At 74.6% G+C, this 26,185-nt stretch carries 25 protein-coding genes; 17 read left to right on the plus strand and 8 right to left on the minus strand.

Features of this window, described 5'->3' with window-relative positions; translation table 11 throughout:
- From FVA95_RS21655 to FVA95_RS21675, 5 genes are all read right to left on the minus strand, one after another.
- Positions 1-174: leucine zipper domain-containing protein (locus tag FVA95_RS21655; protein ID WP_149662471.1), on the minus strand; the 174-nt coding region annotated here is incomplete at its 3' end.
- A gap of 109 nt (positions 175-283) precedes the next feature.
- On the minus strand, positions 284-805 hold the full coding sequence (locus FVA95_RS21660) for a DMT family transporter (protein ID WP_167306429.1): 522 nt from the start codon (positions 803-805) through the stop codon (positions 284-286).
- Positions 806-809: 4 nt separating this feature from the next.
- On the minus strand, positions 810-2,441 hold the full coding sequence (locus tag FVA95_RS21665; RefSeq protein WP_020627724.1) for a peptide chain release factor 3: 1,632 nt from the start codon (positions 2,439-2,441) through the stop codon (positions 810-812).
- A gap of 9 nt (positions 2,442-2,450) precedes the next feature.
- A complete protein-coding gene (locus FVA95_RS21670; protein ID WP_149665793.1) occupies positions 2,451-2,849 on the minus strand; it encodes a VOC family protein in 399 nt (132 codons plus the stop codon).
- Positions 2,843-3,235, minus strand: coding sequence for an ankyrin repeat domain-containing protein (locus FVA95_RS21675; RefSeq protein WP_149665794.1), 393 nt, complete (start codon positions 3,233-3,235; stop codon positions 2,843-2,845). The genes FVA95_RS21670 and FVA95_RS21675 overlap by 7 nt, the downstream gene beginning before the upstream one ends.
- 67 nt (positions 3,236-3,302) lie before the next feature.
- On the opposite strand from FVA95_RS21675, the gene ligA reads away from it, so the two are divergent.
- Both ligA and FVA95_RS21685 read left to right on the plus strand, forming a co-directional pair.
- Positions 3,303-5,693, plus strand: coding sequence for an NAD-dependent DNA ligase LigA (gene ligA / locus FVA95_RS21680; RefSeq protein ID WP_167306428.1), 2,391 nt, complete (start codon positions 3,303-3,305; stop codon positions 5,691-5,693).
- Between the two features lie 245 nt (positions 5,694-5,938).
- The gene (locus FVA95_RS21685; RefSeq protein ID WP_149665796.1) at positions 5,939-6,658 is read left to right on the plus strand and encodes a 3-keto-5-aminohexanoate cleavage protein; all 720 of its coding nucleotides are present in this window, start codon (positions 5,939-5,941) and stop codon (positions 6,656-6,658) included.
- A gap of 62 nt (positions 6,659-6,720) precedes the next feature.
- Here the strand turns inward: FVA95_RS21685 and FVA95_RS21690 are convergent, their stop codons facing one another.
- The gene (locus FVA95_RS21690; protein ID WP_149665797.1) at positions 6,721-7,377 is read right to left on the minus strand and encodes an ACT domain-containing protein; all 657 of its coding nucleotides are present in this window, start codon (positions 7,375-7,377) and stop codon (positions 6,721-6,723) included.
- A 336-nt stretch (positions 7,378-7,713) separates the two neighbouring features.
- Here FVA95_RS21690 and gatC point away from each other — a divergent pair, with 336 nt between their 5' ends.
- The 4 genes from gatC (at position 7,714) to FVA95_RS32150 (ending at position 11,559) form a co-directional block, all read left to right on the plus strand.
- Complete coding sequence (gene gatC, locus FVA95_RS21695) at positions 7,714-8,040, plus strand: Asp-tRNA(Asn)/Glu-tRNA(Gln) amidotransferase subunit GatC (RefSeq protein ID WP_020622204.1); 327 nt, start codon at positions 7,714-7,716, stop codon at positions 8,038-8,040.
- Entirely contained in the window at positions 8,037-9,545 is a 1,509-nt protein-coding gene (gatA, locus tag FVA95_RS21700) for an Asp-tRNA(Asn)/Glu-tRNA(Gln) amidotransferase subunit GatA (protein ID WP_149665798.1), read from the plus strand. The genes gatC and gatA overlap by 4 nt, the downstream gene beginning before the upstream one ends.
- A complete protein-coding gene (gene gatB, locus FVA95_RS21705; RefSeq protein WP_149665799.1) occupies positions 9,542-11,044 on the plus strand; it encodes an Asp-tRNA(Asn)/Glu-tRNA(Gln) amidotransferase subunit GatB in 1,503 nt (500 codons plus the stop codon). The genes gatA and gatB overlap by 4 nt, the downstream gene beginning before the upstream one ends.
- Positions 11,045-11,181: 137 nt before the next feature.
- Positions 11,182-11,559, plus strand: a complete 378-nt coding sequence (locus tag FVA95_RS32150; protein WP_205015927.1) for a hypothetical protein — start codon at positions 11,182-11,184, stop codon at positions 11,557-11,559.
- A gap of 83 nt (positions 11,560-11,642) precedes the next feature.
- Here FVA95_RS32150 and FVA95_RS21715 read toward each other — a convergent pair whose 3' ends face one another.
- On the minus strand, positions 11,643-12,740 hold the full coding sequence (locus FVA95_RS21715; protein ID WP_240051653.1) for a sorbosone dehydrogenase family protein: 1,098 nt from the start codon (positions 12,738-12,740) through the stop codon (positions 11,643-11,645).
- Positions 12,741-12,795: 55 nt separating this feature from the next.
- Between FVA95_RS21715 and FVA95_RS21720 the strand changes: the two genes are divergently transcribed.
- The 5 genes from FVA95_RS21720 (at position 12,796) to FVA95_RS21740 (ending at position 18,988) form a co-directional block, all read left to right on the plus strand.
- Complete coding sequence (locus tag FVA95_RS21720) at positions 12,796-13,716, plus strand: 2-hydroxyacid dehydrogenase (RefSeq protein WP_149665800.1); 921 nt, start codon at positions 12,796-12,798, stop codon at positions 13,714-13,716.
- Between the two features lie 272 nt (positions 13,717-13,988).
- Positions 13,989-15,020, plus strand: a complete 1,032-nt coding sequence (locus FVA95_RS21725; RefSeq protein ID WP_240051654.1) for a polyprenyl synthetase family protein — start codon at positions 13,989-13,991, stop codon at positions 15,018-15,020.
- Complete coding sequence (locus FVA95_RS21730) at positions 15,010-16,026, plus strand: UbiA family prenyltransferase (RefSeq protein WP_240051655.1); 1,017 nt, start codon at positions 15,010-15,012, stop codon at positions 16,024-16,026. The genes FVA95_RS21725 and FVA95_RS21730 overlap by 11 nt, the downstream gene beginning before the upstream one ends.
- Entirely contained in the window at positions 16,023-17,699 is a 1,677-nt protein-coding gene (locus FVA95_RS21735; RefSeq protein ID WP_149665802.1) for a prenyltransferase/squalene oxidase repeat-containing protein, read from the plus strand. The genes FVA95_RS21730 and FVA95_RS21735 overlap by 4 nt, the downstream gene beginning before the upstream one ends.
- Positions 17,696-18,988, plus strand: coding sequence for an NAD(P)/FAD-dependent oxidoreductase (locus tag FVA95_RS21740; RefSeq protein WP_149665803.1), 1,293 nt, complete (start codon positions 17,696-17,698; stop codon positions 18,986-18,988). The genes FVA95_RS21735 and FVA95_RS21740 overlap by 4 nt, the downstream gene beginning before the upstream one ends.
- 2 nt (positions 18,989-18,990) lie before the next feature.
- Here the strand turns inward: FVA95_RS21740 and FVA95_RS21745 are convergent, their stop codons facing one another.
- Entirely contained in the window at positions 18,991-20,007 is a 1,017-nt protein-coding gene (locus FVA95_RS21745; RefSeq protein WP_149665804.1) for a methyltransferase, read from the minus strand.
- Between the two features lie 163 nt (positions 20,008-20,170).
- On the opposite strand from FVA95_RS21745, the gene FVA95_RS21750 reads away from it, so the two are divergent.
- The 6 genes from FVA95_RS21750 (at position 20,171) to FVA95_RS21775 (ending at position 26,145) form a co-directional block, all read left to right on the plus strand.
- The gene (locus tag FVA95_RS21750) at positions 20,171-21,007 is read left to right on the plus strand and encodes a TauD/TfdA family dioxygenase (RefSeq protein WP_149665805.1); all 837 of its coding nucleotides are present in this window, start codon (positions 20,171-20,173) and stop codon (positions 21,005-21,007) included.
- Positions 21,008-21,056: 49 nt separating this feature from the next.
- Entirely contained in the window at positions 21,057-22,295 is a 1,239-nt protein-coding gene (locus FVA95_RS21755) for a cytochrome P450 (RefSeq protein WP_149665806.1), read from the plus strand.
- On the plus strand, positions 22,292-23,305 hold the full coding sequence (locus tag FVA95_RS21760) for a histidinol-phosphate transaminase (RefSeq protein ID WP_149665807.1): 1,014 nt from the start codon (positions 22,292-22,294) through the stop codon (positions 23,303-23,305). Before FVA95_RS21755 ends, FVA95_RS21760 begins: the two co-directional genes overlap by 4 nt.
- Positions 23,302-24,561 (plus strand): MFS transporter, encoded by a 1,260-nt coding sequence (locus tag FVA95_RS21765; protein WP_149665808.1) that lies wholly within the window; start codon positions 23,302-23,304, stop codon positions 24,559-24,561. Before FVA95_RS21760 ends, FVA95_RS21765 begins: the two co-directional genes overlap by 4 nt.
- Positions 24,562-24,631: 70 nt before the next feature.
- Entirely contained in the window at positions 24,632-25,234 is a 603-nt protein-coding gene (locus FVA95_RS21770) for a DoxX family protein (RefSeq protein ID WP_149665809.1), read from the plus strand.
- Complete coding sequence (locus tag FVA95_RS21775; protein WP_161992385.1) at positions 25,231-26,145, plus strand: aminoglycoside phosphotransferase family protein; 915 nt, start codon at positions 25,231-25,233, stop codon at positions 26,143-26,145. The genes FVA95_RS21770 and FVA95_RS21775 overlap by 4 nt, the downstream gene beginning before the upstream one ends.
- The last annotated feature ends 40 nt before the right edge of the window (positions 26,146-26,185 follow it).

Here is a 26,185-nt window from a genome sequence, read left to right on the forward strand (position 1 = left end):
GTCGGCCATCCCCGCCGGCCCCTCGGCCCGGTAGCGGTCGGACCACTTCTTGGCGGTCCGCGCGGAGACCATGAACATTGTCGCGGCCGCGGTGTGGGTCCAGCCGTGCTCGACGACGAGTTGAGCGAGCCGCAGCCGGGCGCGCGGGGTCAGAGCGGCGTTAGCGTGGGACACGAAGGCCTCCGGTGGGTGAAGCGGTTCCTAGACAGCTCCACTTCACAACCGGAGGCCTTCGTCTGTCAGCCAGACTCACCGCCCCCGGACGGGACAACCTCCCTGGACATCACACGTAGGCGATGCCGGTGGCCGCGGCCAGCAGCAGTGCCCGGGCCGTCCCCGTCGTCGACCGGGCCGTGACGAGACAGGCGGCGAACAGCACCAGCAGCACCGACCCCGTCGGCGCCCACGCGGTGAGCCCGGCCCGGTCGACACCCGCGGTCGGCTCCCCGACGGTCACGAACAGCACCAGCGCCACAACCAGCACCGCGGCCCACGCCAGCTCCCGGCGGGACGGCCGCCGCCCGGCCCACCACGCGGCCAGCGGCAGCGCGAACACCAGCTGGGTGACGATGAGCGGCTGCACCAGCAGCAGCGACCCGAACCCGAGCGCGACGGCCTGCATCGCGAACGCCGCCGTGTCACCCAGCGACCCGGCCAGCCAGCGCGGGTCGCGGACCAGCCGCGCCAGCATCCGCAGCCCCCGGTCGTGCGGGTCCGCCGCCGCCGAGGTCTGCTGCGCGACGGCGGCGAGCGCGAAGAGCAGCGCCGAGAGCAGCGCGGCGCCGACCGCGGCGACGGTGTTCAGCGGATCAGGAGATCGAGGACCCGGCGGGCATGGCCTCGAACCGCATGTCCGGGAACTTGCGCTGGATGATGTCCATCCGCCACTTGTTGGTGAACAACGCGAGGTGCTCGCCGTCGGAGTCGCGGCGCAGGACCTCGCACTCGGACTGCCCGGCCAGCTTCTCGACCGCCTCGGCGTCCACCAGGCGCGCGATCTGGTACGGCAGCCGGTCGAGGGTGACCGGCGCGTTGAACTCGGTCTCCAGCCGTGTGGTGACCACGTCGAACTGCAGCGGCCCCACCGCGGCCAGCACCGGCGCCTGGTCGCCGCGCAGGTCCGAGCGCAGGATCTGGATGACCGCCTCGTTGCCGAGCTGCTCGATCCCCTTGCGGAACTGCTTGTACTTGCCCGCGTCCTTCGCGCGGATCACCGCGAAGTGCTCGGGGGCGAACGCCGGGATCGAGGGGAACTCGACCGGGTCGGCCGCGTAGAGGGTGTCCCCGGGGCGCAGGGCGGTGGCGTTGACCAGGCCGACGATGTCGCCGGGGAACGCCTCCTCGACGGTCGTGCGCTCGGCGCCGAACACCGACTGCGCGTACTTGGTCGCGAACGGCTTGCCCGTCGCGGCATGGGTGAGCACCATGCCGCGCTCGAAGCGGCCCGAGCAGATCCGCAGGAACGCCATGCGGTCACGGTGCGCCTTGTCCATGCCGGCCTGGACCTTGAAGATCAGCCCGGAGGTGGGCGCCTCCAGCGGACGGTCCTCGCCCTTCACGTCGGGCCGCGGGGCGGGCGGCGGGGCGAGGTCGACCAGCGAGTCGAGCAGCCGGGCGACGCCGATGTTGGACAGCGCCGAGCCGAACAGGACCGGGGTGGCCGTGCCGGAGCGGAAGCCCTCCTCGTCGAAACCGGCGCCGATCTCGTCGAGCAGGCCCAGCTCGTCCTGCGCGTTCTGCCAGTACTCGGGCTCCTGCGCGGCGATCGTCTCGGCGTCGACGACCTGTGCGGTGGCCTTGGTCGCGCCGCCGGCGGCCCGGGTGAACGCGGTGTACTCGCCGGTGCTGCGCTCGATGAGCCCCTTGAACTGCCCGGCGATGCCCAGCGGCCAGGTCAGCGGCATCGGGCGCAGGCCGATGGTCTGCTCGACCTCGTCGAGCAGCTCCAGGGCCTCGCGGCCCGGCCGGTCCCACTTGTTGACGAAGGTGACGATCGGGACGCCGCGCGAGCGGCAGACGTCGAAGAGCTTGAGGGTCTGCGGCTCGAGACCCTTCGCCGCGTCGAGCAGCATCACCGCGGCGTCGACGGCGGCGAGCACCCGGTAGGTGTCCTCGGAGAAGTCGCCGTGGCCGGGGGTGTCGAGCAGGTTGATCACGCAGTCCCGGTAGGAGAACTGCAGCACCGCCGAGGACACCGAGATGCCGCGGGCACGCTCCATCTCCATCCAGTCCGACGTGACGCCCTTGCGGCCGGACTTGCCGTGCACCGCACCGGCGGAGTCGATGACCTCCGCGTGCAGCGCCAGCGCCTCGGTCAGGGTCGACTTGCCCGCGTCGGGGTGGGAGATCACCGCGAACGTCCGGCGGCGGGCGGTCTCGCCGACGACGCGCGCGTCGGTGGCGGTGCCGGTCTGCCGGGTGACGTTCTCGATGGTGCTCACACCCGCATTCTAGGCGTCGCCACCGACACCCCCCGACGACGGCGCCCGGCTCAGGTCGACCACGCAGAAGACGTTGCCGTCGGGGTCGGCGAGGACGACGAAGTCGGGTTCGGCGGGGTAGTCGTCCCAGGCCGGCCGGGTCGCGCCCAGCGAGGTCAGCCGCGCCACCTCGGCGTCCTGCTCGTCGGTGGTGTCGACCAGGAGGTCCAGGTGGAGCCGGGGCCTGGGCTCGGGCGGGGAGGCGCTGCGCATCAGGCCGAGCACCCGGTCGCCGCCGGGACCGGTCAGGGTGCGCCAGGACGGGCTCGACCACTCGTCGGAGACGTGCAGGTGCAGTGCGGCGGCCCAGAACGCGGCGGCCCGGTCGAGGTCGACGACGCCGACCACCGGGAACCCGAGCCTCAGCACGGCTCAGGACCCGCTTCCAGCAGCGCCCGCATGTCGGGCAGGTCGAAGTGCTCGACGGTCGCCCACGCCGACGGGCTGCCGTGGTGCGGGTCGGCACCCGCGGCCAGCAACGCGGTGACCGACGGCGCCGACCGGGCGAACAGCGCGGCGGCGAGCGCGGTCTGGCCGCGGTCGTTGGTGTGGTCCGGCTCCGCGCCGCGGGCCAGCAGGTCGGCGACGACGGCGTCGTGGCCGTAGTAGGCGGCGAGGATCAGCAGGGTGTCGCCCTTGGGATCGGTCAGACCGACCGGGACGCCCGCGTCGAGGTAGGCGCCCAGCCGGTCCGCCGCGCCCTCGCGGGCCAGGTCGAACATCCGGTGCGCGAGCTCCACGGCAGCCTGGTCCATCCCCCGACCGTAGATTCCCCTGCTCGGTTGCGCATGACTGTCGGGGGGCGCGGCTAACCTGCGCCTCGTGAGTTCCCAGTCCGACGCCCAGCAGGCCCGCGAGCGCCACGCGCAGCTGGCGGCCGAGGTGGCCGACCACCAGTTCCGGTACTACGTGCTGGACGCCCCGGTCGTCTCCGACGGCCAGTTCGACGAGCTGTGGCACGAGCTGCTCGCGCTGGAGGAGGCCCACCCCGAGCTGGTCACGCCGGACTCGCCGAGCCAGCGCGTCGGCGGGACGTTCTCCACCGACTTCACCTCCTACGACCATCTCGAGCGGATGTTGTCGCTGGACAACGCCTTCTCGCCCGAGGACCTGCGCACCTGGCACGAGCGGGTGACGAAGGAGGTCGGCGGGGACCTGCACTACCTGTGCGAGCTCAAGATCGACGGGCTCGCGGTCAACCTGCTCTACGAGGGCGGGCGGCTCACCCGGGCCCTGACCCGCGGCGACGGGCGCACCGGCGAGGACATCACGCTCAACATGCGCACCCTCGCCGAGGTGCCCGAGCGGCTCACCGGCACCGACGAGTTCCCGGTGCCGGCGCTCGTCGAGGTCCGTGGCGAGGTCTACTTCCGGCTGGAGGACTTCGAGCGGCTCAACGCCTCGCTGGTCGAGGCGGGCAAGGAGCCGTTCGCGAACCCCCGCAACACCGCGGCCGGCTCCCTGCGCCAGAAGGACCCGCGGGTCACCGGCTCGCGCAACCTGCGGCTGATCTGCCACGGCCTGGGCAAGCGGGAGGGGTTCACCCCCGACACCCAGTCCCACGCCTACGACGCACTGGTCGCCTGGGGCCTGCCGGTCTCCCCACGCACCAGGGTGCTCCAGGGGATCGAGAAGGTGGTCGAGTACGTCGAGTACTGGGGTGAGCACCGGCACGACGTCGAGCACGAGATCGACGGCGTCGTCGTGAAGGTCGACGAGGTGGCGCTGCAGCGCAGGCTCGGCGCGACCTCCCGGTTCCCGCGCTGGGCGATCGCCTACAAGTACCCGCCGGAGCAGGCCACCACCCGGCTGCTCGACATCCGGGTCAACGTCGGGCGGACCGGCCGGGTCACCCCGTTCGCGGAGATGGAACCGGTGAAGGTCGCCGGGTCCACGGTCGAGATGGCGACCCTGCACAACGCCGACGAGGTGCGTCGCAAGGGCGTGCTGATCGGTGACCGGGTGGTCATCCGCAAGGCGGGCGACGTCATCCCCGAGGTGCTGGGGCCGGTCACCGACGTGCGCGACGGCTCCGAGCGCGAGTTCGTCATGCCGACGCACTGCCCCGAGTGCGGCACCGCGCTCGTGCAGCAGAAGTCGGGCGACGTCGACCGGCGCTGCCCGAACGCCCGTTCCTGCCCGGCGCAGCTGCGGGAGCGGCTGTTCCACGTCGCGGGCCGGGGCGCGTTCGACATCGAGGGGCTCGGCTACGAGGCCGCGGTGGCGCTGCTGACCTCGGGCGTGCTGACCGACGAGGGCGACGTCTTCTCCCTCACCGAGGCCGACCTGCTGCGGACCGAGCTGTTCCGCAACCAGAAGGGCGAGCTGACGGTCAACGGCCGCAAGCTGCTGAGGAACCTGGAGGCGGCGAAGGACCGGCCGCTGTGGCGGGTGCTGGTGGGGCTGTCGATCCGGCACGTCGGACCGACCGCCGCGCAGGCGCTGGCCCGCGAGTTCGGGTCGATGGAGGCCCTCGAACGAGCCGCGGCACAGGCGAAGGCGGGCACCGAGGCGGCCGGGGTCGCGATCGTCTCCGACGGGACGGCGGGGGAGGACGACGCCGCGGCCGAGGCCGCCGCGCCGACGGCCGAGGGTGCCGCTGCCGAGGCGACCGGCGACGTCGAGGCCGCCGAGGCGGAGGCGGCGGTTGCCGCAGGCGAGGCAGAGGCGGCACCCGACGACGGGTCTGCCGACGACGGGGCGCCCGACGACGGGGCCGCCGACGCCGCGGCCGTGGAGGCCGCGAAGCAGGAGCGGGCCGCGGCGCGTGCCCGGGCGAAGGCCGTCGCGGAGGCGCTCGCGCCGATCGCCGGGGTCGACGGCGTCGGCCCGACCATTGCCGCGGCGGTGCGGGACTGGTTCTCCGTCGACTGGCACCGCGAGGTCGTGCAGAAGTGGCGGGCCGCGGGCGTCGCGATGGAGGACGAGGTCGACGACTCGGTGCCCCGCTTCCTGGAGGGCCTCTCGATCGTCATCACCGGCTCGATGGAGAACTGGTCCCGCGACGAGGCCAAGGAGGCGATCATGGCCCGCGGCGGGCGGGCGGCCGGGTCGGTGTCCAAGAAGACGGCCTTCGTCGTCGCGGGGGAGGCGCCCGGCTCGAAGTACGACAAGGCCGTCGAGCTCGGGGTGCCGGTGCTGGACGAGGCCGGGTTCGAGGTCCTGCTCGACCGCGGCCCCGACGCCGCGCGCGAGCAGGCCGCCGACGCCTGACGACCCGACGTCCGGTCCACCGCGTGACCGCGGGATCCGCCCGGCGGCCGGACCCGCAGCACGCCGACGGTGAGCGACCACTCACCGGGCGTGTCGGGCGTCCGGCGCGGCCCGGCGGCCGGACGCCGACGTCGCCCGGACGCGCCCGCGCCCGGACGCCGCCTGCGGACGATCACCGCCTACCCTCGGTCGCACGCCGGGGTCGTCCCGGCGGGAGGACGACCACTCGGATCGGGGAACACACGGTGTTGCAGGCGGCGCTCAACGGCTCACGACCGGCGGACGCGCACCCGGCGCTGCCGACCCTGGCCCGCCACCTCGCCCGTGACGCCCGGGCCGTCGCCCGGCTCGGCGTCACCTCGGTGCACGTGCACCCGCGCGACGACAGCGGCGCCGAGACGATCGAGCCCGCCGTGGTCGGCGACGTCGTGTCGCTGATCCGCCAGGAGGCCCCGGGCATCGAGATCGGCGTCCCGACCGGGCGCTGGATCCAGCCCGACCCCAAGGACCGCGTCGAGACCGTCCTGTCCTGGGGCCGGCTCGGCTCCGGCAAGCCCGACGTGTGCGGCGTCAACGTGCACGAGCTCGGCTGGACCGAGGTCTGCCACGCCGCGTGGTCGGTCGGCATCGCCGTCGAGCTCGGTGTCTGGACCAACGGTGACGCCGTCACCCTCCGTCAGAACGGTCTGCCCCCGGGCACCCGGCGGGTGATCGCGGAGTCGACGGTGATCGACCCGGAGACCGCCGTCGCCGAGGGCATCCGGATCCTGCGCGCGCTCGGCCAGCCCCCCGTTCCCGTGCTGCTGCACGGCGAGGAGGAGGGCGCCTGGCCGGTGCTGGAGTACGCGACCCGGGTCAACATCGACACCCGGATCGGTTTCGAGGACGTCCTGGTACGCCCCGACGGCTGGCTCGCGACCGGCAACGACGACCTCGTCCGCACCGCCCTGTCGATCCGGGTCTGACCCGGATCCACCGCAACCCACGCGTCCCCGGCGCCCCGGGAGGGCCGGGGCGGGTGGCGGGGTCAGGCCTTCAGCACCGTCGCGACGATCCCCGCCAGGTGCGCCAGCCGCGCCAGCTCCGACGGCCGGAACACCGGCCCGCCCGGCCGCCCGACCACCAGCGTCTTCGGTGGCTCCCCGGTCCCGAACGGCGCGGCGGCCAGCTCGGTGTCCATCGCCCGCCAGGGCTCGGGCACCCAGTGGCTGTCGTCGAGGGCGATCGCCCGGTCCAGCGGCAGCCAGGGCAGGTCCCCGGACCGGGTCTCGGGCGCCGCGGAACTCTCCGCGATCCGGTAGGAACGACCGTTCTCGCTGACCGCGACCAGCGCCCAGCCGGCGCGGAACAACCGCGGCACCTCGCCGGCGAGCAGGTCGAGCCCGTGCGCGTGGTCACCGGCGATCTCGTCGAGCAGCTCCAGCTCGCGGTGGGTGTCCAGCTGCCCGGTGTGCGGGGGCACCGACTCCACCGACACCCCGGGCACCGACTCGGCCGCGGTGATGAGCACGTCCGGCGGCCGGTTGTTCGGCAGCTCGACGGCGATGTCGTCGACCGCCTGGCCGTCGCCGCGCTCCACGACGTCGACACTGAGGATGTCCGCCCCGGCCCCGCCGAGGGCGGAGGCGACGGCGCCGAGATTGCCGGGCTTGTCCGGGAGGACGACCCGGAGCAGGAACGACACGGAGTGGATCCTCTCCCTCGACAGCGGGCGCCTCATCGGCACGCGTGTGCACCGCACCGGAGTGGCGGGGGGCGGTTCCGGGCGGGAACGATGATCCTGCCACCCCCGGGTCCGTCGGTCACCCGCCACCCGCAGCAGGGTGTGCGTGCTCGGTCACCGGGGGGCGATCGTCCGGTGGACCGGCGGGAATAGACTCGCCCGATGGACCGGCGCGCGCGGGAGCGGCCGGGTCGTGTCGGCAGCCGGACCGGCGGTCGCACCGTCGTCGCCGCTGCACCACCGTCGCGACCGTCCACCCGCCGTCGTCATCATCGGACACCATCCCAGAGGAGGGGCATGACCGCCGATTCCGCGGAGCGGACGGGCGGGGTCATCACCCGGGACGAGGTCGCACACCTCGCCCGGCTGGCCCGCCTGGCCGTCACCGACTCCGAGCTGGACACCTTCGCGTCGCAGCTCGACGTGATCATCGGGTCGGTGGCCCGGGTCGGAGAGGTCGCCGCCGACGACATCCCGCCGACCTCGCACGCCGTCCCGCTGGAGAACGTCTTCCGCCCGGACGAGCGCCGCCCCGGCCTGAGCCAGGAGCAGGCGCTCGCCGGCGCCCCGGCCGCCGAGGACGGGCGCTTCCGCGTCCCGCGGATCCTGGGGGAGGAGCAGTGAGCGACCTGATCCGCCTCACCGCTGCCGAGCTCGCGGAGAAGATCCACGCCCGCGAGGTCTCCGCCGTCGAGGTCGCGCAGGCCCACCTCGACCGGATCGCCGCCGTCGACGGCGAGGTGCACGCGTTCCTGCACGTCGGCGCCGAGGCCGCGGTGGCCGCCGCCACCCTGGTCGACGAGCGGATCGCCGCGGGCGAGGCCCCGGAGTCCCCGCTGGCCGGGGTGCCGCTGGCCCTCAAGGACGTGTTCACCACCTCGGACATGCCCACCACCTGCGGCTCGCGGATCCTCGATGGCTGGCAGCCGCCCTACGACGCGACGGTCACCACGCGCCTGCGCGCCGCCGGGATCACGATCCTCGGCAAGACCAACATGGACGAGTTCGCGATGGGCTCCTCCACCGAGCACTCGGCGTACGGCGTCACCCGCAACCCGTGGGACACCACCCGGGTGCCGGGCGGCTCCGGCGGTGGGTCGGCGGCGTCGCTGGCGGCGTTCGAGGCGCCGTTGGCGATCGGCACCGACACCGGCGGCTCGATCCGCCAGCCCGCCGCGTTCACCGGCACCGTCGGCGTCAAGCCCACCTACGGTCAGGTGTCCCGCTACGGGCTGGTCGCCTGCGCGTCGTCGCTGGACCAGGGCGGGCCGTGCGCGCGCACCGTGCTGGACGCGGCGCTGCTGCACGAGGTCATCGCCGGCCACGACCCGCTCGACTCGACCTCGATCGACCGGCCGGTCCCGGCCGTCGTCGAGGCGGCTCGCCAGGGTGCGACCGGGGACCTGTCCGGGCTGAAGGTCGGCGTCGTGCGCGAGCTGGGCGGCGAGGGCTACCAGCCCGGCGTCCGCTCGGCGTTCGACGCCTCGCTGCGCCGGCTGGAGAAGCTGGGCGCCGAGATCGTCGAGGTCGCCTGCCCGCATTTCGAGTACGGGATGGCCGCGTACTACCTGATCCTCCCCAGCGAGGTGTCGTCGAACCTCGCCCGGTTCGACGCCATGCGCTACGGCCTGCGCGCCTCCGAGGGCCGCTCCGCCGAGGAGGTCATGGCCAACACCCGCGAGCAGGGCTTCGGGCCCGAGGTCAAGCGGCGGATCATGCTCGGCACCTACGCGCTGTCCAGCGGCTACTACGACGCCTACTACGGCCAGGCGCAGAAGGTCCGCACGCTCATCAGCCGGGACTTCGCCGCGGCGTTCGCCCAGGCCGACGTACTCGTGTCGCCGACGGCGCCGACCGTGCCGTTCCCGATCGGGGACAAGGTCGACGACCCGCTGGCCATGTACCTGAACGACCTGGCCACCATCCCGACGAACCTGGCCGGGGTGGCCGGCATGTCGGTGCCCAACGGGATCTCCGAGGGGCTCCCGACCGGCCTGCAGATCATGGCCCCCGCGCTCGGCGAGGCCGTCATGTACCGCGTCGGGGCGGCGTTCGAGGCCGCCCGCGACGCCGACGAGGGCGGTCCGCTGATCGCCCGCGTCCCGGACGTTGCTGAGGTGAGGGCATGACCGCGGCCGTGGAGCTGGTCGACTTCGACGACGTCGTCGCCCGTTACGACCCCGTCCTGGGCATCGAGGTGCACGTCGAGCTGTCGACGAACACCAAGATGTTCTGCGGCTGCCCGACGGAGTTCGGGGCCGAGCCCAACACCCAGGTCTGCCCGGTCTGCCTGGGGCTGCCCGGCGCGCTGCCGGTGGTCAACCGGGCCGCGGTGGAGTCGGCGATCCGGATCGGCCTGGCGCTGAACTGCTCGATCGCGCCGTGGGGCCGGTTCGCCCGGAAGAACTACTTCTATCCGGACATGCCGAAGAACTTCCAGACCTCCCAGTACGACGAGCCGATCGCCACGGACGGGTTCCTGGACCTGACCCTCGACGACGGCGAGGTCGTCCGGATCGGCATCGAGCGCGCGCACATGGAGGAGGACACCGGCAAGTCGCTGCACGTCGGCGGCTCCGACGGCCGCATCCACGGCGCCGACCACTCGCTGCTCGACTACAACCGGGCAGGCGTCCCGCTGATCGAGATCGTCACGACGATGATCCCGGACACCGGGGCCCGTGCCCCGGAGGTGGCCCGCGCCTACGTCACCGCGCTACGCGACCTGATCCGGTCCCTGGGCGTCTCCGACGTCCGGATGGACCAGGGCTCGATGCGCGCCGACGTGAACCTCTCGCTGTCGCCGAAGGGCGGCGCGCTGGGCACCCGCACCGAGACGAAGAACGTCAACTCGCTGCGGTCGGTCGAGCGCGCGGTCCGGCACGAGATGAGCCGGCAGGCCGGCGTGCTCGACGCGGGCGGTGAGATCGTCCAGGAGACCCGGCACTTCGACGAGGCGACCGGCCACACCCGCGCCGGGCGGCGCAAGGAGACCTCGGAGGACTACCGGTACTTCCCGGAGCCCGACCTGGTCCCGATCGCGCCGTCCGCCGAGTGGGTCGAGGAGCTGCGCGGCACCCTGCCCGAGCTGCCGTGGGAGCGCCGCAAGCGCATCCAGAGCGACTGGGGCATCTCCGACGAGGAGCTGCGCGACCTGGTCAACGGCGGCGCGCTGGAGCTGGTCGAGGCCACCGTCGCGGCCGGTGCGCCGTCGCAGGAGGCCCGCTCGTGGTGGGTGTCCTACCTGGCCCAGCAGGCCAACACCCGCTCGGTCGAGCTCGCCGAGCTCGCGATCACCCCGGCGCAGGTCGCCCGGGTGATCGAGCTGGTCGCGGCGGGGGAGCTGACCAACAAGCTCGCCCGCCAGGTCGTCGACGGCGTGCTCGACGGCGAGGGCGGCCCGGACGAGGTCGTCGCCGCCCGCGGGCTGAAGGTCGTCTCCGACGAGGGCGCGCTGGTCGCCGCCGTCGACGCGGCGCTGGCCGAGCAGCCCGACATCGCGGAGAAGATCCGCGGTGGCAAGGTCCAGGCGGCCGGGGCCATCGTCGGCGCGGTCATGAAGGCGACGAAGGGCCAGGCCGACGCCAAGCGGGTCCGCGAGCTGATCATCGAGCGGGTCGGGGCCTGACCGGCGCGGCACGGGTGACGGGCCCCGGTCCGGTCGGAGCAACCGACCGGACCGGGGCCCGTTCCTCGTCCGCGACACGCGACCGCCAAGTGAGGCGAGGCTAAGCTCACCGGACATCCCACGCCTCCGGAGGGCCCGTGTCCACTGCACTGCTCGAGCGCCCCGTCGTCGAGAACGCCACCCGCCGGCAACTGCTCGCCGCCGTCGGCGCCACCGGCCTGCTCGCCGCCTGCGGTCGCCCGTCGGCACCCGTCGGCGCGGCCCCGGCGGGCGCGACCCGCAGCGTCACCACCTCGCTCGGCACCTACGACGTCCCGGTCGCGCCGGTGTCGGTGCTGGCCGTCGACTCGCGGGTCGACCTGGAGACCGCCGTCGCGCTCGGCCTGCCGGTGTCGGCGACCAGCCTGCGTCCCCCGGCCGCGTGGGTCCCGGCCCCGCCCGGGCTGCCGGTCCTGAAGGGCCCGATCGTCGACGAGGAGGTCCTCGCGCTGCGTACGGCAGCGTCTACAACGTGATGCAGACCGCCCGCGACCTGGACGCGCTGCTCGGCTGAGCGTCCGGGGCGCTCGGCCGGAGGCTGGCCTGCGCCGAGTCGGTGTCAGATCGCGCTGGCCCCGCCGCCGGTCGGCGGCTGGATGCGGACCACCCGGTCGTCGGTGCTGCCGGGGGCGCCGCCGTCGCGGTTCACGGTGCCCAGCCAGAGCAGGCCGTCCGGGGCGAGGGTGACCGGGCCGATCCGGCCGTAGGTGTCCTCCAGCACCGGCTTCGGGTCGCCGGTGAAGGTGCCCTCGGGGCCCGGGTTGAGCACGAACAACGCCTTCCCGGTGCTCTGGGCGACGACCACCGCACCCGGCAGCACCGTGCACCCCGCGACGCCGGGACGGTCCGGCCAGGTCCAGGCCGGTGTACCGAGCGCGCCCGGGGCGACGCGGTACAGGACGTCGCGCCCGGCCGTGCGGTCGGTGACCCAGGTGGTCCGTGCCGCAGGGTCGACGCACACCCCGCCCGGCGCGGTGAGCCCGCGGGCCAGGACCGGCGAGGCACGGTCGGGGTTGCCCGGGGCCGGCCGGCCCAGGGTGTCGATCCGCAGCACCGCCCCGGCGAGCGGACCCGCCCCGGCGGGCGTGGCGACCAGCAGCGAGGAGCCGTCGGCGTCGACGGCCAGCGCCCCGCCCGGGGGCAGCCCCGTCAGTACCGGCTTCGGCGCCTCGCCGGGGGCGATCCGCCAGACCCGGCCCTCGGACAGGGCGTAGAGCAGACGGTCCTCGGCGTAGCCGGGGGACAGGACCAGGCCGGTCAGCCCGCCCGCCGGATCGACCGGCACCGTCGTGACCGGCTGCGGCGTGGCGTTGCGCCGGACCTCCAGCACCCGTCCGGTCCGCCGCTCGGCGACGAGTGCGTGGTCGCCCTGCGGGAGCACCGCGACCGCCCCGACCGGCCCCAGGCACGCGGCCACGACCTGGGGGTCCGGGTCGACGCACGGCTGCGGTGCCGCCGCGGGCCCCTGCTGCTGCGGCGACGGCGGCCGGCCCGACGGCGGTGCCTGCTCCTCCGGGGCGATCCGGGGCGGCCCGCCCAGCTCGCCGGCGCCCTCGGCCTGGGGCCGCCAGTCGCGCGAGCCCGCGTCGGGGAAGGTGGCGCAACCGGCCAGCAGCACGACGAGCGTCGCGACGATCAGCAGCAGCCGGGCGGTCACGAGGAACCAGGCTAGGCCCCGCGAGGTGAGTGCCCGGTGAGTACGGTCGGACGCCATGAGCAGCCCCGTGACCGTCCTCGTGCCGCACGCCCCCGGAGCCGAGATCCTGTCCGAGGTGGACGGGCTGGAGCCGGTCGTCTACGACCCGGAGAAGCCGCTGCCGGACGAAGCGGGGCGGGCCCGGGTCCTGGTCGCCCCGTTCCTGGCGACCTCCGAGGCCGTCGCGATGACCGAGCAGATCCCGCACCTGGAGCTGGTGCAGCTGCTCACCGCCGGGGCCGAGGCGTGGATCGGGCGGCTGCCCGACGGTGTCGCGCTCTCCGACGGCCGTGGCGCGCACGGCGGCGCGACCGCCGAGTGGGTCGTGTCGGTGCTGCTCGCCGTCTACCGCCACCTCGACCGGTTCGTGCGGGCCCAGGACCGCGGCGAGTGGGACTACCACCAGACCGAGGAGCTGGCCGGCAAGAAGATCCTCATCGTGGGCGCGGGCGACGTCGGGCAGAAGACCCGGGCCCGTCTGGAGCCCTTCGAGGTGGAGACCGCGATGGTCGGACGCACCGCCCGCGACGGCGTCCACGGCTGGGACGAGCTGCCCGCCCTGCTCCCGCGGTACGACGCGACCGTGCTGATCGTCCCGCTCACCGACGAGACCCGCGGCATGGTCGACGCCGACTTCCTGGCCGCCATGCCCGACGGGGCGCTGCTGGTCAACGGTGCCCGCGGACCGGTGGTGGACACCGAGGCGCTCCTCGCCGAGCTCACCTCGGGCCGCATCCGGGCCGCCGTCGACGTCACCGACCCCGAGCCGCTGCCGCCGGGGCACCCGCTCTGGTCGGCACCCGGACTCCTGCTGACCCCGCACGTCGGGGGGACCGTGCCGATGGCGATGCGCCGGGCCTACGGCGTCGCGGCCGAGCAGCTGGCGGCGTTCGTCCGGGGCGAGGAGCCCCCGAACCTGGTGACCGGGGCGTACTGAGGGGGAACCACTCCTGCCCCCGAGGGCAGGGTCGGCGGCTGTGGAAAAGGCCGGTCGCAGAATCCGGTAAAAACACCGGAGTCCGGGTGGTAAGCGATTCTCAGCCCGCGACGGAAGCGCTTGCGCGGCCTATGACGTAATCGTACGTTCGGGCCGCGTTCACCGGCTGACACGGCACCGATCGTGCCTGTGCCGCTCTCGGGGAGGTTCTGCCTGATGATCCGGACCGCTCGCCCGCCATGCTCGACGAGGAATTGTCGGAGACCTGCCCCGTGCCGGGCACAGTGAGCCGGGCGCTGTCGCTCACCGACGGCGACACCGCCCGGGACGACACGGTTGCTCGTGGCCTCGTCCGCTCCGCGCTCGTCGAGCGTCGTCCGGACACCGGCTCCCGGTTCGACGAGATGACCCGCTACGCGCTGCTCGCACCGGGCAAGCTCCTGCGACCGCTCATGCTGCTCACCGCGGCGGAGGCCGTCGGCGGCCGGCGCGAGGACGTGCTCCCCGCCGCCGCGGCGGTCGAGCACCTGCACGTCGCCTCACTGGTGCACGACGACATCATCGACAACGACGACCTGCGTCGCGGCCGGCCGTCGGTGCACGCCCGCTACGGCGTCCCGGACGCCATCGTGACCGGCGACGCGCTGCTGTTCGAGGTGTTCGCCGTCGTCGCCGAGTGTGCGGCCCCGCCGGAGGCCGTCGTCACGGCCGTCGCCGAGCTCGCCCGTGCCGGTAGCGACCTGTGCCGTGGACAGGTCCAGGAGTCCCAGCTCGTCGCGCCCGGACCCGGCCGGCCGGGAAGCACACTGGACGACTACCTCGAGGTGGCCGCTCTCAAGACCGGAGCCCTGTTCCGGGGGGCGTGCCGGGCGGGCGCCGCGCTCGGTGGCGGGGACGCCGAGCAGGTCGACCTGCTCGGGGACTGCGGCCACCACACCGGGGTCGCGTTCCAGCTGTTCGACGACCTGCTGCCCTACCTCGACGACGCCGTGGTCACGGGCAAGCCCGTGACCAGCGACGCCGCCAACCTCCGGCCCACCTGGCCGGTCCTGCTGGTACACCGCGACGGTGGACCCGCCGTGCGCCGGGCGGTGGAGACCGCCCTGTCCGGGGACCTCGGCCCGAGCGAGGCGCACGAGATGCTCCGCGCGGCCGTGACCGCGGACGGCCTCTGGGACGCGGCGCGGTGCGGGGCTCGCGGCCACGCCGACCGGGCCGTGGCCCGCCTCGGTGAGCTCCCCGGTGCCGAGGCGGCGCGCCGGCTCGCCGGGATCGCCGCGATCGCCGTCGACCGTGACCGCTGACGGGCGCACCCTGCGCGCCGACGCCCGTGCTGCTCCGCGGCGGGGCGGGGGGACCTGGCAGGCGCACTGGGAGACCTGGCGGCCGTACACCACCTGGCACCCGGCGTTGCTGGGACTGGCCGGGGCGCTGGTGGCGGGCGGCAGCTCCCCGGGGCCGATCGCCGTCGCGGTGCTGGCCCCGGTGCTCGGCTGGCTGGCCGGGCACTACCTCGGTGACTACTTCGACCGGGACCTGGACGCGATCGCCAAGCCGCACCGCCCGATCCCGTCCGGCAGGCTCACCCCCCGGGCTGCGCTGACCTGCGGGATCGCCTGCGTCGCCGGCTCGCTGGTGCTGACCACCGTGGTGAACTGGCGGACGGTGCCGGTGTTCGCCTGCGCGGTCGCCGGGATCATCACCTACAGCCGGCTGTTCAAGCAGCGGGGGCTGGCCGGCAACCTCAACCGCGGGGTGCTCTCCGCGCTCGCGATGGTCGTGGGGGCGATGGCCGTCGCGCCGTGGTCCCCCTGGGCGTTGCTGCCCGCCGCGCTGGGCTTCGCCCTGCACGACACCGCGTCCAACCTGATCGGGACGGTGCGCGACGTCGACGGCGACCGCGCGGGCGGCTACCGGTCGGTGCCGGTCAGGCACGGCACCGCGACGGCGGTCCGGACCGCGGCCGTGCTCTGGCTGGCGGCGATGGTCGCGGTCGGGGTGGGCGCCGTCGTCGCGGACCGGCCTGCCGCCCAGTTCGGTGGTCTGGCACTGGCGGTGCTCGTCGGTGGCTGTGCCTTCGTCGTGGTGCGCCCCGGCACGGTGACGCCCCGTCGGGCGCTGCGCTCGCACGAGGTGCTGGTCGCCGAACGGCTGCTGCTCGCGGGCGCCGTCGTCGCGGGTGCCGCGGGGCCGCTCGTCGCCGGGGCGGTGGTGCTGCCCGCACTCGTCTCGTCGCTGGTCATGCAGGCCCGGATGCGGGCCCGGCACGAGTTCCCGGCCGATGCCGGGGACGGAGAGGACACACCATGACACCGGCCCACGCCGGGACCGGCCGGCTCGCCGACGAGGTGTCGGAGGCGATCGCGGGAGGGGCCGAGGCGCTGCTGCGGTCGCGCCGCGACGACGGCGTGTTCGACTACGGCGCCGACAGCCTGCGGTCCACCCTCGCGACGGCGGGTGCGGTCACCGCGCTGCACTTCGCCGATCCCGGTGGGACCGCCGACCTGATCGCCGCCGGAGCCGCACGACTGCGTCGCACCCAGACCGAGGACGGCGGCTGGGCGATGGTGCCCGGTCTGCCCGCGGAGCCGGGCCCGACCGCCGTGTCGGCCGCCGCGCTGCACCTCGTCGACCCGGCCGGGTCCGCCGAGCAGGTCGCGGCCGGGCGGCGGTGGATGGAGCGCTACGGCGGCCTCGCCGCGATCCCGCACCCGGAGGTCGTGCTCTGGTGCCGGCAGTTCTACGGGTTCGTCGGCTGGATCGCGCCGGCCGACATGCGTCGTTTCCCGCTGGAGCTGGCGCTGCTGCCGGGCCTGTACCGGCGGCTGTTCGACCTGCGGCTGCCGATGGCCTCGGCGCTGGGGCTCGCCCAGACCCGGCATCGCCCGCTGACCCGGGTGCAGCGCACGCTGTCCCGGCTGGCCGAACCGAACGCGCTGCGCGTGATCCGCCAGACCTACGAGCACGAGGGGTCCGCGGGGTCCTGGTCGGAGGACGCCTGGGTGACCGGCCTGGTCTGCACCGGGCTGGCCCGCGCCGGCGTCGGCCAGGACATGGTGGACGCCGCCGTCGGCTGGCTGCGCCGGTCCATGCACCCGGACGGCTCGTGGGCCACGACCCCGCTGGACGCGGCCTGGACGATGTACGCGGTGCGGGGCCTGGTCGAGGCCGGCTACGGCGACGACGAGCGCCTGGTCGCCTCCCGGGACGCACTGCTGGGCCTGCAACAGCACCGGCCCTTCCTCGCCTTCGGCTGCCCGCCCGGCTTCTGGGGCTGGACCGCCGGGCGCGGCTGGCCCGCCGTGCTGGAGACGGGCGAGATCGTGTCCGTGCTCAGCAGGCTCCCCGGCACCGTGCAGGACGCCGCCGTGGCCGAGGGGGTCGGCTGGCTCACCGACCGGCAGGACTCCCGCGGCTCCTGGGGTCTGTGCGTGCGCAACACCAGGGTCGCGAACAGCGGCCCCTGCCCGACGACGACCGCGCAGGCGCTCGACGCCCTGCTCGACGCCGGGGTGCCGGCCGACGACCGGCGGGTCCGTCGCGCGCTGCGCTGGCTGGGCCGGGCCCAGCTGACCGGTGGTGGCTTCGAGTCGGTCTGGTACCGCGAGCACACGATGGGCACCGCAGCAGTGCTGGAGACCTTCGCCCGCTGCGGCCGCAGCGGGGACGGGCCCGCGGTCCGCGCCAGGGCCCTGCTGGAGCGCACCCGCAACCCCGACGGGTCCTGGGGCGACGGCCACGGCGCCCCGGGAACCGTGGAGGAGACCGGCTGGGCGGTCGCGGCACTGCTCGCCGCCGGTGCGGCCCCGGCGGAGGTGGAGCCGGGCGTGCGGTGGCTGCTGGCGGCCCGCCTGCCGGACGGCGGCTGGCCGGCCGAGCCGGTGCACGAGTACGTCCGCCGGGTCAGCCGCTACGCCAACCCGGGGTTCACCCACGGGATGGCGCTGCGCGCGCTCGGCCGCTACCGGGAGGCCCTGACGTGAGCTACGGACACGACGCCGACTACGACGCCGAGTACGACGCGGTGGTGTGCGGCGCCGGGGTGGCCGGTCTGGCCGCGGCCTGCGCGCTGGGCAGGCTCGGGCACCGGGTCCTGGTGCTGGAGAAGCGCCCGGAGCCGCAGCAGGTCGCCAAGGGCGAGGTGCTGCAGCCGGGATCCCTCGGCATCCTGCGGGTGTGGGGCGTGGCGGACCGGCTGGAGGCGGCGGGTGCGCTGCGGCTGGAGCACCTGGTCGCCCGGGCCGCCGACGGGACGCCCCGGATGCGGCTGGACTACGGGCACCTGCCCACCCCGCAGCCCTGGCTGCTGGCCCACGACTACCCGACGATCCTGCGGGCGCTCGGCGACTCCCTGCCCCCGGGCGTCGAGGTGCGGCGCGGGGCGCTGGTCGAGGGCCTGGTCCGGACCGGTGACCGGGTCACCGGCGTCCGGTGCGACGGCACCGCGGTCACGGCCGCGCTGGTCGTCGCCGCCGACGGCGTCTCCTCGCGGCTGCGGCGTGAGGCCGGGCTGACCGCGCCCCGTTCCGACTACCCGCACCGGCTCGCCGCCTTCGAGCTGGCGGGCACCGTCCCGCCGGACTTCTCCGCCTACGTGACCGACGGCGGGCTGCGGCTGCGGTACCCGCTCCCGGGGGGCCGGGTGCGGTTGTACGTCCAGGTCGCCGCGGACGAGCTGCGCGGGCTCGGGCCGGACGGGCTCCGCGCCTGGAGCGATCGGGTGCTGCGCGGCTGCCCCGGGCTCGACCCGCTGGCCGAGGCGTTCCGCGCGGGCGTCGCGGACCGTCAGGTGCTGCCGGTGTCCCGGGCACTCGCGCCGGCGCTGACGGTGCCGGGACTGGCCCTGGTCGGAGAGAGCGGACACCTGGTGCACCCGATGGCGGCGCAGGGCATGAACAGCTCGATCGCCGACGCCCACACCCTGGCCGCGATGCTCCGGCAGGGCGGCTCGCTGCAGGCCGACGTCGTCGACCACGCGCTGCACCGCTACGACACCGCACGCCGCCACGACCTGCACCACATCGGCCGGACCAGCCACAACGCCGCCCGGATGATCACCGGCCGGTCCTGGATCGGGGACCGTGCGCTGACCGGGACCGGTGCCAACGACCGGATCCGGCACGAGGTCATGCACACCATGTCCGGACTCGGGATCCGGCGCCTGACCCCGGTGGACCGCCTGCACCAGATCGGGCTGCTCCCCGACCCGCGGGCCGCCCGGCTGCCCGGCTGGGCCCGGACGGTCCGTGGGTCGGGTGCGGCGGCCCGATGACCTCACGCCCTGGCGTACTCCAGCACGACCAGACCGTTCGCGCCGTCCCGGCGACCCCGGGCGACCAGACCGGCCTCGGCCGCGAGGACGTCGAAGGCCTCCGGTGCCCGCTCCCGGCCGCCCAGCAGGGTCAGCGACTGCAGGTCGAACGACGCGTTGTTCTTCGCGTGCTCCTCCCCGGCCAGCACCTCGACCACCAGCACCCGGCCGTCGGGCGCGACGGCCTCGGCGCAGCGGCGCAGGATCCGGACGGCGTCCTCGTCGGGCCAGTCGGTGAGCACCCGGGACACCAGCAGCACGTCGTAGCCGGTGGGCAGTGGCTCCAGGAAGCTGCCGCCGACGAAGCGGGCCCGCTCGCCCAGCCCGGCCCCGGACAGGAACTCCTCGGCCTCCGGGGCGACCTCCGGCAGGTCGAGCACGGCGCCGTGCAGGTGCGGGTGCGCGGACAGGACCGCGTGGAGCAGCGCCCCGGTGCCGCCGCCGACGTCGAGCACCGTGGAGACCGGTGCCCAGTCGTACCCGGCGGCGACCTCGGGACCGGTCTGCCAGGCGAAGCCGGCCATCGTCGCGCCGAAGAACAGGCGCAGCCGCTCGTCGGCGCGGTAGTCCGCCCAGAACTCACGGCCGTGCACCGCGGGGTAGGCCGAGCGGCCGGTGCGGACCGCGTGCAGCATCCCGCCGTAGGCGAGGTCCATCCGCAGGCCGGGCCCGTCGGCGTCGAGCCAGGCACGCAGCAGTGCGTTGCGGTCGTCCAGCAACGCCTCGGAGACCGGGGTCAGCGCGTACCGGCCCGGAGCGGGCTCGGCGAACAGCCCGGCCGAGACGAGATGGCGGAGCAGCCGGACGAGCGCGTCGGGATCGGCACCGGAGGCCGCGGCGAGCTCACCGGCGTCGGTGCGACCGTCCCGGACCAGCTCCGGCAGCCGCAGGGCGACCGCGGTGCGCACCGCGAACGGGGTCGCCAGGTCGACGAGTGCGGCGAGAGCGGCGGTGCCGTCCTGCGTGGTCGGACTGGTCACGGAGATCCTTTCGACGAACGGGAGGGGAAGTCGGTCCGCCACTGACGATGGCAGTTCGGAGCGGATTCCGACAAGGGTCCGTGACAATTCGACACAGCATTTCCCCGACCGATTCCGCCGGCGCGGTACGGCGGTCGAACAATGCGTACGGAAAGGTTTTCACATGGTTTCGCTCGACGTCCGTCCGGTCTCCGGAGCGCTGGGGGCCGAGGTGCGTGGGCTCGCGCTCGCCGACGTGGACGACGAGGTGTTCGCGCACCTGTACCGGCTCCTGCTCGACCACCTCGTGCTCTTCCTGCCCGACAACGCCGGTCTCGGCCCGGCCGACCACGAGGCGTTCGGCAGGCGGCTGGGCCCACTGGAGGTCCACCCGTTCCTGCCGAAGCTGGACGGGCACGACGAGATCGTCGTCCTCGACTCCGACCAGGGGGCGAAGGCCGACGTCTGGCACACCGACGTCACGTTCTCCCAGACCCCGCCGATCGCGTCGGTGCTGCAGATCGTGCAGGGCCCCGAGGTCGGTGGCGACACCATGTGGAGCAACCAGTACCTCGCCTACGAGGCGCTGTCCGCCCCGCTGCGGGAGCTGCTCGACGGGCTCACCGCGTTGCACGTCTTCGAGCACCCGAACGGCTCCTACCGCAGCGAGGCCGAGCATCCCGTCGTCCGGGTGCACCCGGACACCGGGCGGCGCTCGCTGTACGTCAACCGGATGTTCACCCGGCGCATCCCGCAGCTGACCCCGGGGGAGAGCACCGCGCTGCTGACCCACCTGTTCGACGTCTCCGAGAGCCCGCAGCGGGTCTGCCGCCACCGCTGGAGCGACGGTGGGGTCGCGATCTGGGACAACCGGGCCACCCAGCACTACGCCGTCAACGACTACACCGGCCGCCGGGTCGGCCGCCGTGTCACCGTGCTCGGCGACCACCCGAAGGGCGAGCCGGCGCGCTGGCCGCACCACCAGGCCGCCGGGATGAGCGCGACGGCCGTCAAGGACTGACCGGCACGACCGGCACGAACCGACCGGCACCGCAGCAGGGGAGACCGCCATGAGCGAGACGACCACCACGAGCGCCGGGTCCGAGGAGTTCCTCGAGACCTACTGGCGTGACCCGCACACCGCACTGGCCGGGGCCCGCCGGGACTGTCCGGTCCGGGAGGTAACCTTCGAGACCGGCCCGACCTGGCTGGTCACCCGCTACGCCGCCGTGCGGGCCGGGCTGGCCGACGAGCGCCTCGCCAAGGACTGGCGGGCGTCGCTGCCGCCCGCCGAGCGCGCCGCGGCGCCGCCGGGGCTGCCCGCCCCGATGTCGCACATGCTGACCTCGCTCGACCCGCCCGAGCACACCCGGCTGCGCCGGCTGGTGACCCAGGCGTTCACCGCCCGGCGGATCGCGGCGCTGCGGCCGCGGGTCGAGAAGCTGGCCCACGAGCTGCTCGACGCGCTGCCCGTCGACGAGCCGGTCGACCTGGTCGGCCGGTACGCGATCCCGCTGCCGATGGAGGTCATCTGCGAGCTGATCGGGGTCCCCGAGCTGGACCGCGAGGACTTCGCGCACTGGTCGACGGTGCTGATCGACGAGTGTCCCGAGCCGGAGCTGGTCCGGGCGTCGAACCAGATGGCCGACTATCTCGGCGGCCTGGTCGCCGCGCGTCGCCGCGACCCCGACGACGCCCTGCTCTCCGGCCTGATCGCCGCATCCGAGGACGGCGAGCAGCTCTCCGACATCGAGATCGTCGCGATGGCGATGCTGCTGCTCATGGCCGGGCACGAGACGACGGCGGTGTTCGTGACGAACAGCGTCCGGGTGCTGCTGACCGAGCCGGACGCCCGGCGGCGGCTCGCCTCGCCGGAGACGGCCCCCGCGCTGGTCGAGGAGCTGCTGCGGTGGGCGTCGCCGGCGCTGAACGCCTCGCTGCGTTTCGCGACCGAGGACATGGAGATCGGTGGGACGGTGATCCCCCGCGGCGCGTCGGTGACCCTGTCCACCGGGGCCGCGAACCGTGACCCGAGCCGGTTCGACGACCCGACGCGGCTCGACCCCGACCGGGACACCGCCGGGCACGTCGCCTTCGGCCACGGCATCCACCGCTGCCTCGGCGCGGCGCTGGTGCGGCTGGAGGCGGACGTGGCGCTCACCGCGCTGTTCGGCCGGTTCCCGCAGCTCCGGGCCACTGCGGCGGAGGACGAGCTGACCTTCCGGCGCAGCGTGCACGTCCACGCTCCTCGGACCTTCCCGGTGCTGCTGGGCCCCACCCCCGACCAGGAACAGGAGCGACGAGCGTGACCCCCGTCGTGCACCAGCTGTCCTTCAACGAGAACCACTGGCCCGTCCTGCCCGGGGTGCGCGAGGCGCTGACCGGGTCGCTGGACACGATCGGCCACACCCTCGACGCGCTGTCCGACGGCCTCACCGCCGAGATCGCCCGGCGGCTCGGGGTGCCCGCGGCCCGGGTCGTCGCGGGTGCGGGATCGGGCGCGCTGCTCCAGCAGTTCCTCGCCGCGCACTGCACCCCGGGGACGACGGTCGTGCACACCGCGCCGTCGTTCGCGATGTACCCGCTGCTGATCCGCAACACCGGCGCGACGGCCGTCGCCGTGCCGGACGGCCCCGACGGCAGCGACCTCGCCGGGGTGGCGAAGGCGGTCACCGACGACACCCGCGTCGTGGTGCTCTGCAACCCGGACAACCCCACCGGTGAGGTGCTGGGCACCGCGGCGGTGCAGCAGCTGCTCGACGACCTGCCCCCGCACGTGCTGCTGCTCGTCGACGAGGCCTACCGCGAGTTCGCCGACCCGGACGCGGTCGCCGACGTGCTCGGCCTGGCCGCGCACGACGACCGGGTCGTGGTGGTCCGCACCTTCTCCAAGTCGCACGGGCTGCTGGGCCTGCGGGTGGGCTACCTCGTCGCCGCCGAGCGGGTCACCGCACCGATCCGGCCCAGCACGCCGTTCTACCGGGTGCCGACCCTCGGTCAGGCGGCCGCGCTGGCCGCCATGGACGCCGAGGACCGGATGCGCGAGCAGTGCCGTGCGGTGGCCGCCGAACGCGACCGGGTCCGCGACGGGCTGCTGGCGCTCGGCTTCGACGTGCCGCCCAGCGGCGGCAACTTCGTGTGGGTCCGCCTCGGCGGGCGCAGCCGGGCGTTCGTGGAGCACCTCGCCGCCGCCGGGATCGCGGTCCGCGACCAGGACGGGCTCGGGGTGCGGGTCAGCACCGGCCTTCCCCCGGCCAACGACGCCGTCCTCGCCGCGGCGGCAGGCTTCGACCCCGCTCCGGACGGAACCGCGCCGTGACCACCAGCCCGGGCACCCGGCAGGAGACCGCCGCGCCGGCCCCTCGGACGTCGCGGCTGTTCATGCCGTTCTACCTCCTCGCGTTCGCCGGGCTGATGGCGACGACGGCCACCCCCGTGGCAGTGACGCTCGCCCTGCGCGCCCAGCAGCTCTACGGCGAGGAGAAGACCACCGTCCTCGCCACCACACTGGCGATCGGCACGGTGTTCGCCTCGGTCGCCCAGCCGCTGGGTGGCTGGCTCAGCGACCGCACCGTCTCCCGCTGGGGCCGTCGCCGGCCGTGGCTGGTGCTGGGCCTGCTGGGTGGGGTCGTGGGCCTGCTGGTGATCGCGCTGGTGCCGGAGCGCTGGGGGATGGTGCTCGGCTGGTCGATCGCGTCGCTGTTCCTCAACCTGGCGTTCTCGGCGCTGTTCGCCGTACTCGCCGACCAGGTCCCGCCGGATCGGCGCGGCCGGGTCTCCGGCTGGATCGGGGTCGCCCTGCAGGCCGGGTTGAGCGCCGGGACCTGGGGCGCGGTCTGGCTGGGGAACCAGCCGGTCGCGCTGTTCCTCGGCCCGGCCGCGTTCGCGGTGCTGACGACCGCGGCGCTGCTCGTCGTGCTGCCCGACCGGTCGGCCGGACCCGGGACGCGGGCCCCGGCCGGTCGCGTCCCCTGGCGCGAGCGCTTCGCCCAGCTGGCGCGCTACCGCGACTTCGGGTTCGTCTGGGCGGGTCGGTTCCTGCTGCTGACCGGCTACTACATCTTCTTCAACTTCCAGCTCTACACCCTGACCGACCACCTGGGCGTGACGGTCGCGGTCGCGACCTCGGTGGTGGCGCTGAACAGCACTCTCAGTGCAGTGCTGAAGCTCGTGGTGGCCCCACTGGCCGGCTGGCTGTCCGACCGGCTCGGCAGGCGCCGGGTGCTGGTGGGCTGCTCGGCGGCGCTGTTCGCGGTGTCGATGCTGCTGATCGCGCTGGCGCAGGACGTCACGACGTTCGTGCTGGGCGCCTCGGTCGGGTTCGTCGCCTACGGCGTCTTCCTGGCGGTGGACCTCGCGCTGGCGACCGAGGTGCTCCCGGAGGGCGACGCCCACGGCGGTTTCGGCCTGGGGCTGTACAACGTCGCCGGGACGGTCTCGCAGTCCCTCGCACCGGTGGTCGCGGTCTCGGTGCTGGCGGCCTCGGGCGACAGCTACCCGCTGCTGTACACGGTCGCGGCCGGGTTGGTGGCGGCGGCCGTCGTGACGGTGATGTTCGTCCGGTCGGTGCGCTGAGCGGGCCGGCGCCACGGGCGGGCGCGCGGCGCCGGGGGAGACGACCGGTGTCCCGGTAGGGTCAGGCGGCATGAGCGGGCCCACGCAGCACTACGACTGGGGCAACATCTCCGGCGACGCACCGCCGGAGTCGACCCGGCCGGAGCGGCTCCCGGTGCCCGCGCACGTCTCCTCCGACATCGGGCTGCTCGTGCTGCGCCTGGTCGTCGGCGCCTCGTTCGCCGCGGCCGGTGCGCGGAAACTCTTCGGCGTCGCGGGCGGCATCGGTCTCGACGCGAGCGCCGCCGCACTCGCCGACGCCGGGTTCGTCGCGTTCGCCGGGCCGCTGGCCTGGGTGCTCGCCGTCGGCCAGCTGGTGTTCGGCGTGCTGCTCGTGCTGGGTCTGCTGACCCCGTTCGCCGCGGCGGGCCTGCTGGCCACGAAGGTCGTCGCGGTGACGGTCGCCCTGGTACCGGTGCCCAGCGTGCCGCTGTTCGCCTCGGACGGCGCGAACTCCCTGGAGCTGGACCTGCTGCTCGGCGCCGGGGCCGCGGCGCTGGTGTTCGCCGGGGCCGGGCGGATCGCGCTCGACGCCGGACGCACCTACCAGCGCCGCCCGCTGCCCTGGGCGGTGCTGTCGCTGGTCGTCGGCGTCGCGGTGGCGCTGCTGGTCCTGTTCGTGCTGCGGCGGTGACCGTCCCCGACCAGGCCTGGCTGGGCCCGCTCGCCCGGCGCCGCCGGCGTACGGTCGCGGTCCGCGACCGGACCCCGCTGAGCGGCGGATACGGCTCGGGCGGTGCCGACCGGATCGACCTCGACGACGGCACCACGGTCGTCCTCAAGCGGACCGCTGCGGTCGAGGCCGCCGCGCTGCGCGCCGTCGCGGTGGTCAACGGCCCCGTGCGGCTCCCGCGGCTGCTCGCCTCCGGCGACGGCTGGGTGCTGCTGGAGCACGTCGACGGGACCCCGCTGCCCGACGACGCCCCCGTCCCCGACGAGGTGTGGCGCACCCTCGCTTTGGTGCACGCGCACTGGCGGCGCAACCGCCCACGCGGCATCCCCGTCGTCGACGACGCCTGGTGGGCGGCCCGGTGCCGGCACGCCACCGAGCGCCTGCGCGCCGCCGGGCACGACGGGGCGGACCTCGTCGCGAGGTGGGCGGACGACGAGCGCGCCCGCACCGCCCTGCGCGCCCTGCCCCGCACCCTGTGCCACGGCGACGCCCACCGGGGCAACGTCCTCGTCGGCCCGTCCGGGGCGATGCTGTTGGACTGGGGCGACGCCCGCGCCGCGGCCGGGTCGCTGGACACGGTGGTGCTCACCGCGCCGCCCGCCGACGGCCCCGCCGACGCACCGGCGGCGCCGGTCCCCGCGGTCTACCGGGACACGCTCCACGCCGCTCTGGGCGCACCGGACCCTCCCGCGATGGTCGCTGCCGAGAACGCGTGGGCGCGAGCCCAGGCCCACGTGCAGTACCTGTCGTTCGCCGCCGATCACCAGCCGGCGGACCGGGCCACCTCCATGATCGCCGTGGGGCCTGTGCAACGAACGGTGGTTCCGGCCCGACACGCCGGACCTCAGCGTCCGGCGGGATGGGCACTGTGAGTGATGACATCAGACCCTATGGGCTCTGCTGAGAACGAGA

It is taken from the genome of Pseudonocardia sp. EV170527-09 (assembly GCF_008369905.1).
Classification (GTDB): Bacteria; Actinomycetota; Actinomycetes; order Mycobacteriales; family Pseudonocardiaceae; genus Pseudonocardia.

Coding starts and splice junctions, on each gene's coding strand:
- FVA95_RS21675 (WP_149665794.1), bottom strand. CDS start 3,235: ATGGACCAGGCTGCCGTGGAGCTCGCGCACCGGATGTTCGACCTGGCC.
- gatC (WP_020622204.1), top strand. CDS start 7,714: ATGACCGCCGATTCCGCGGAGCGGACGGGCGGGGTCATCACCCGGGAC.
- gatB (WP_149665799.1), top strand. CDS start 9,542: ATGACCGCGGCCGTGGAGCTGGTCGACTTCGACGACGTCGTCGCCCGT.
- FVA95_RS21720 (WP_149665800.1), top strand. CDS start 12,796: ATGAGCAGCCCCGTGACCGTCCTCGTGCCGCACGCCCCCGGAGCCGAG.
- FVA95_RS21735 (WP_149665802.1), top strand. CDS start 16,023: ATGACACCGGCCCACGCCGGGACCGGCCGGCTCGCCGACGAGGTGTCG.
- FVA95_RS21750 (WP_149665805.1), top strand. CDS start 20,171: ATGGTTTCGCTCGACGTCCGTCCGGTCTCCGGAGCGCTGGGGGCCGAG.
- FVA95_RS21755 (WP_149665806.1), top strand. CDS start 21,057: ATGAGCGAGACGACCACCACGAGCGCCGGGTCCGAGGAGTTCCTCGAG.
- FVA95_RS21770 (WP_149665809.1), top strand. CDS start 24,632: ATGAGCGGGCCCACGCAGCACTACGACTGGGGCAACATCTCCGGCGAC.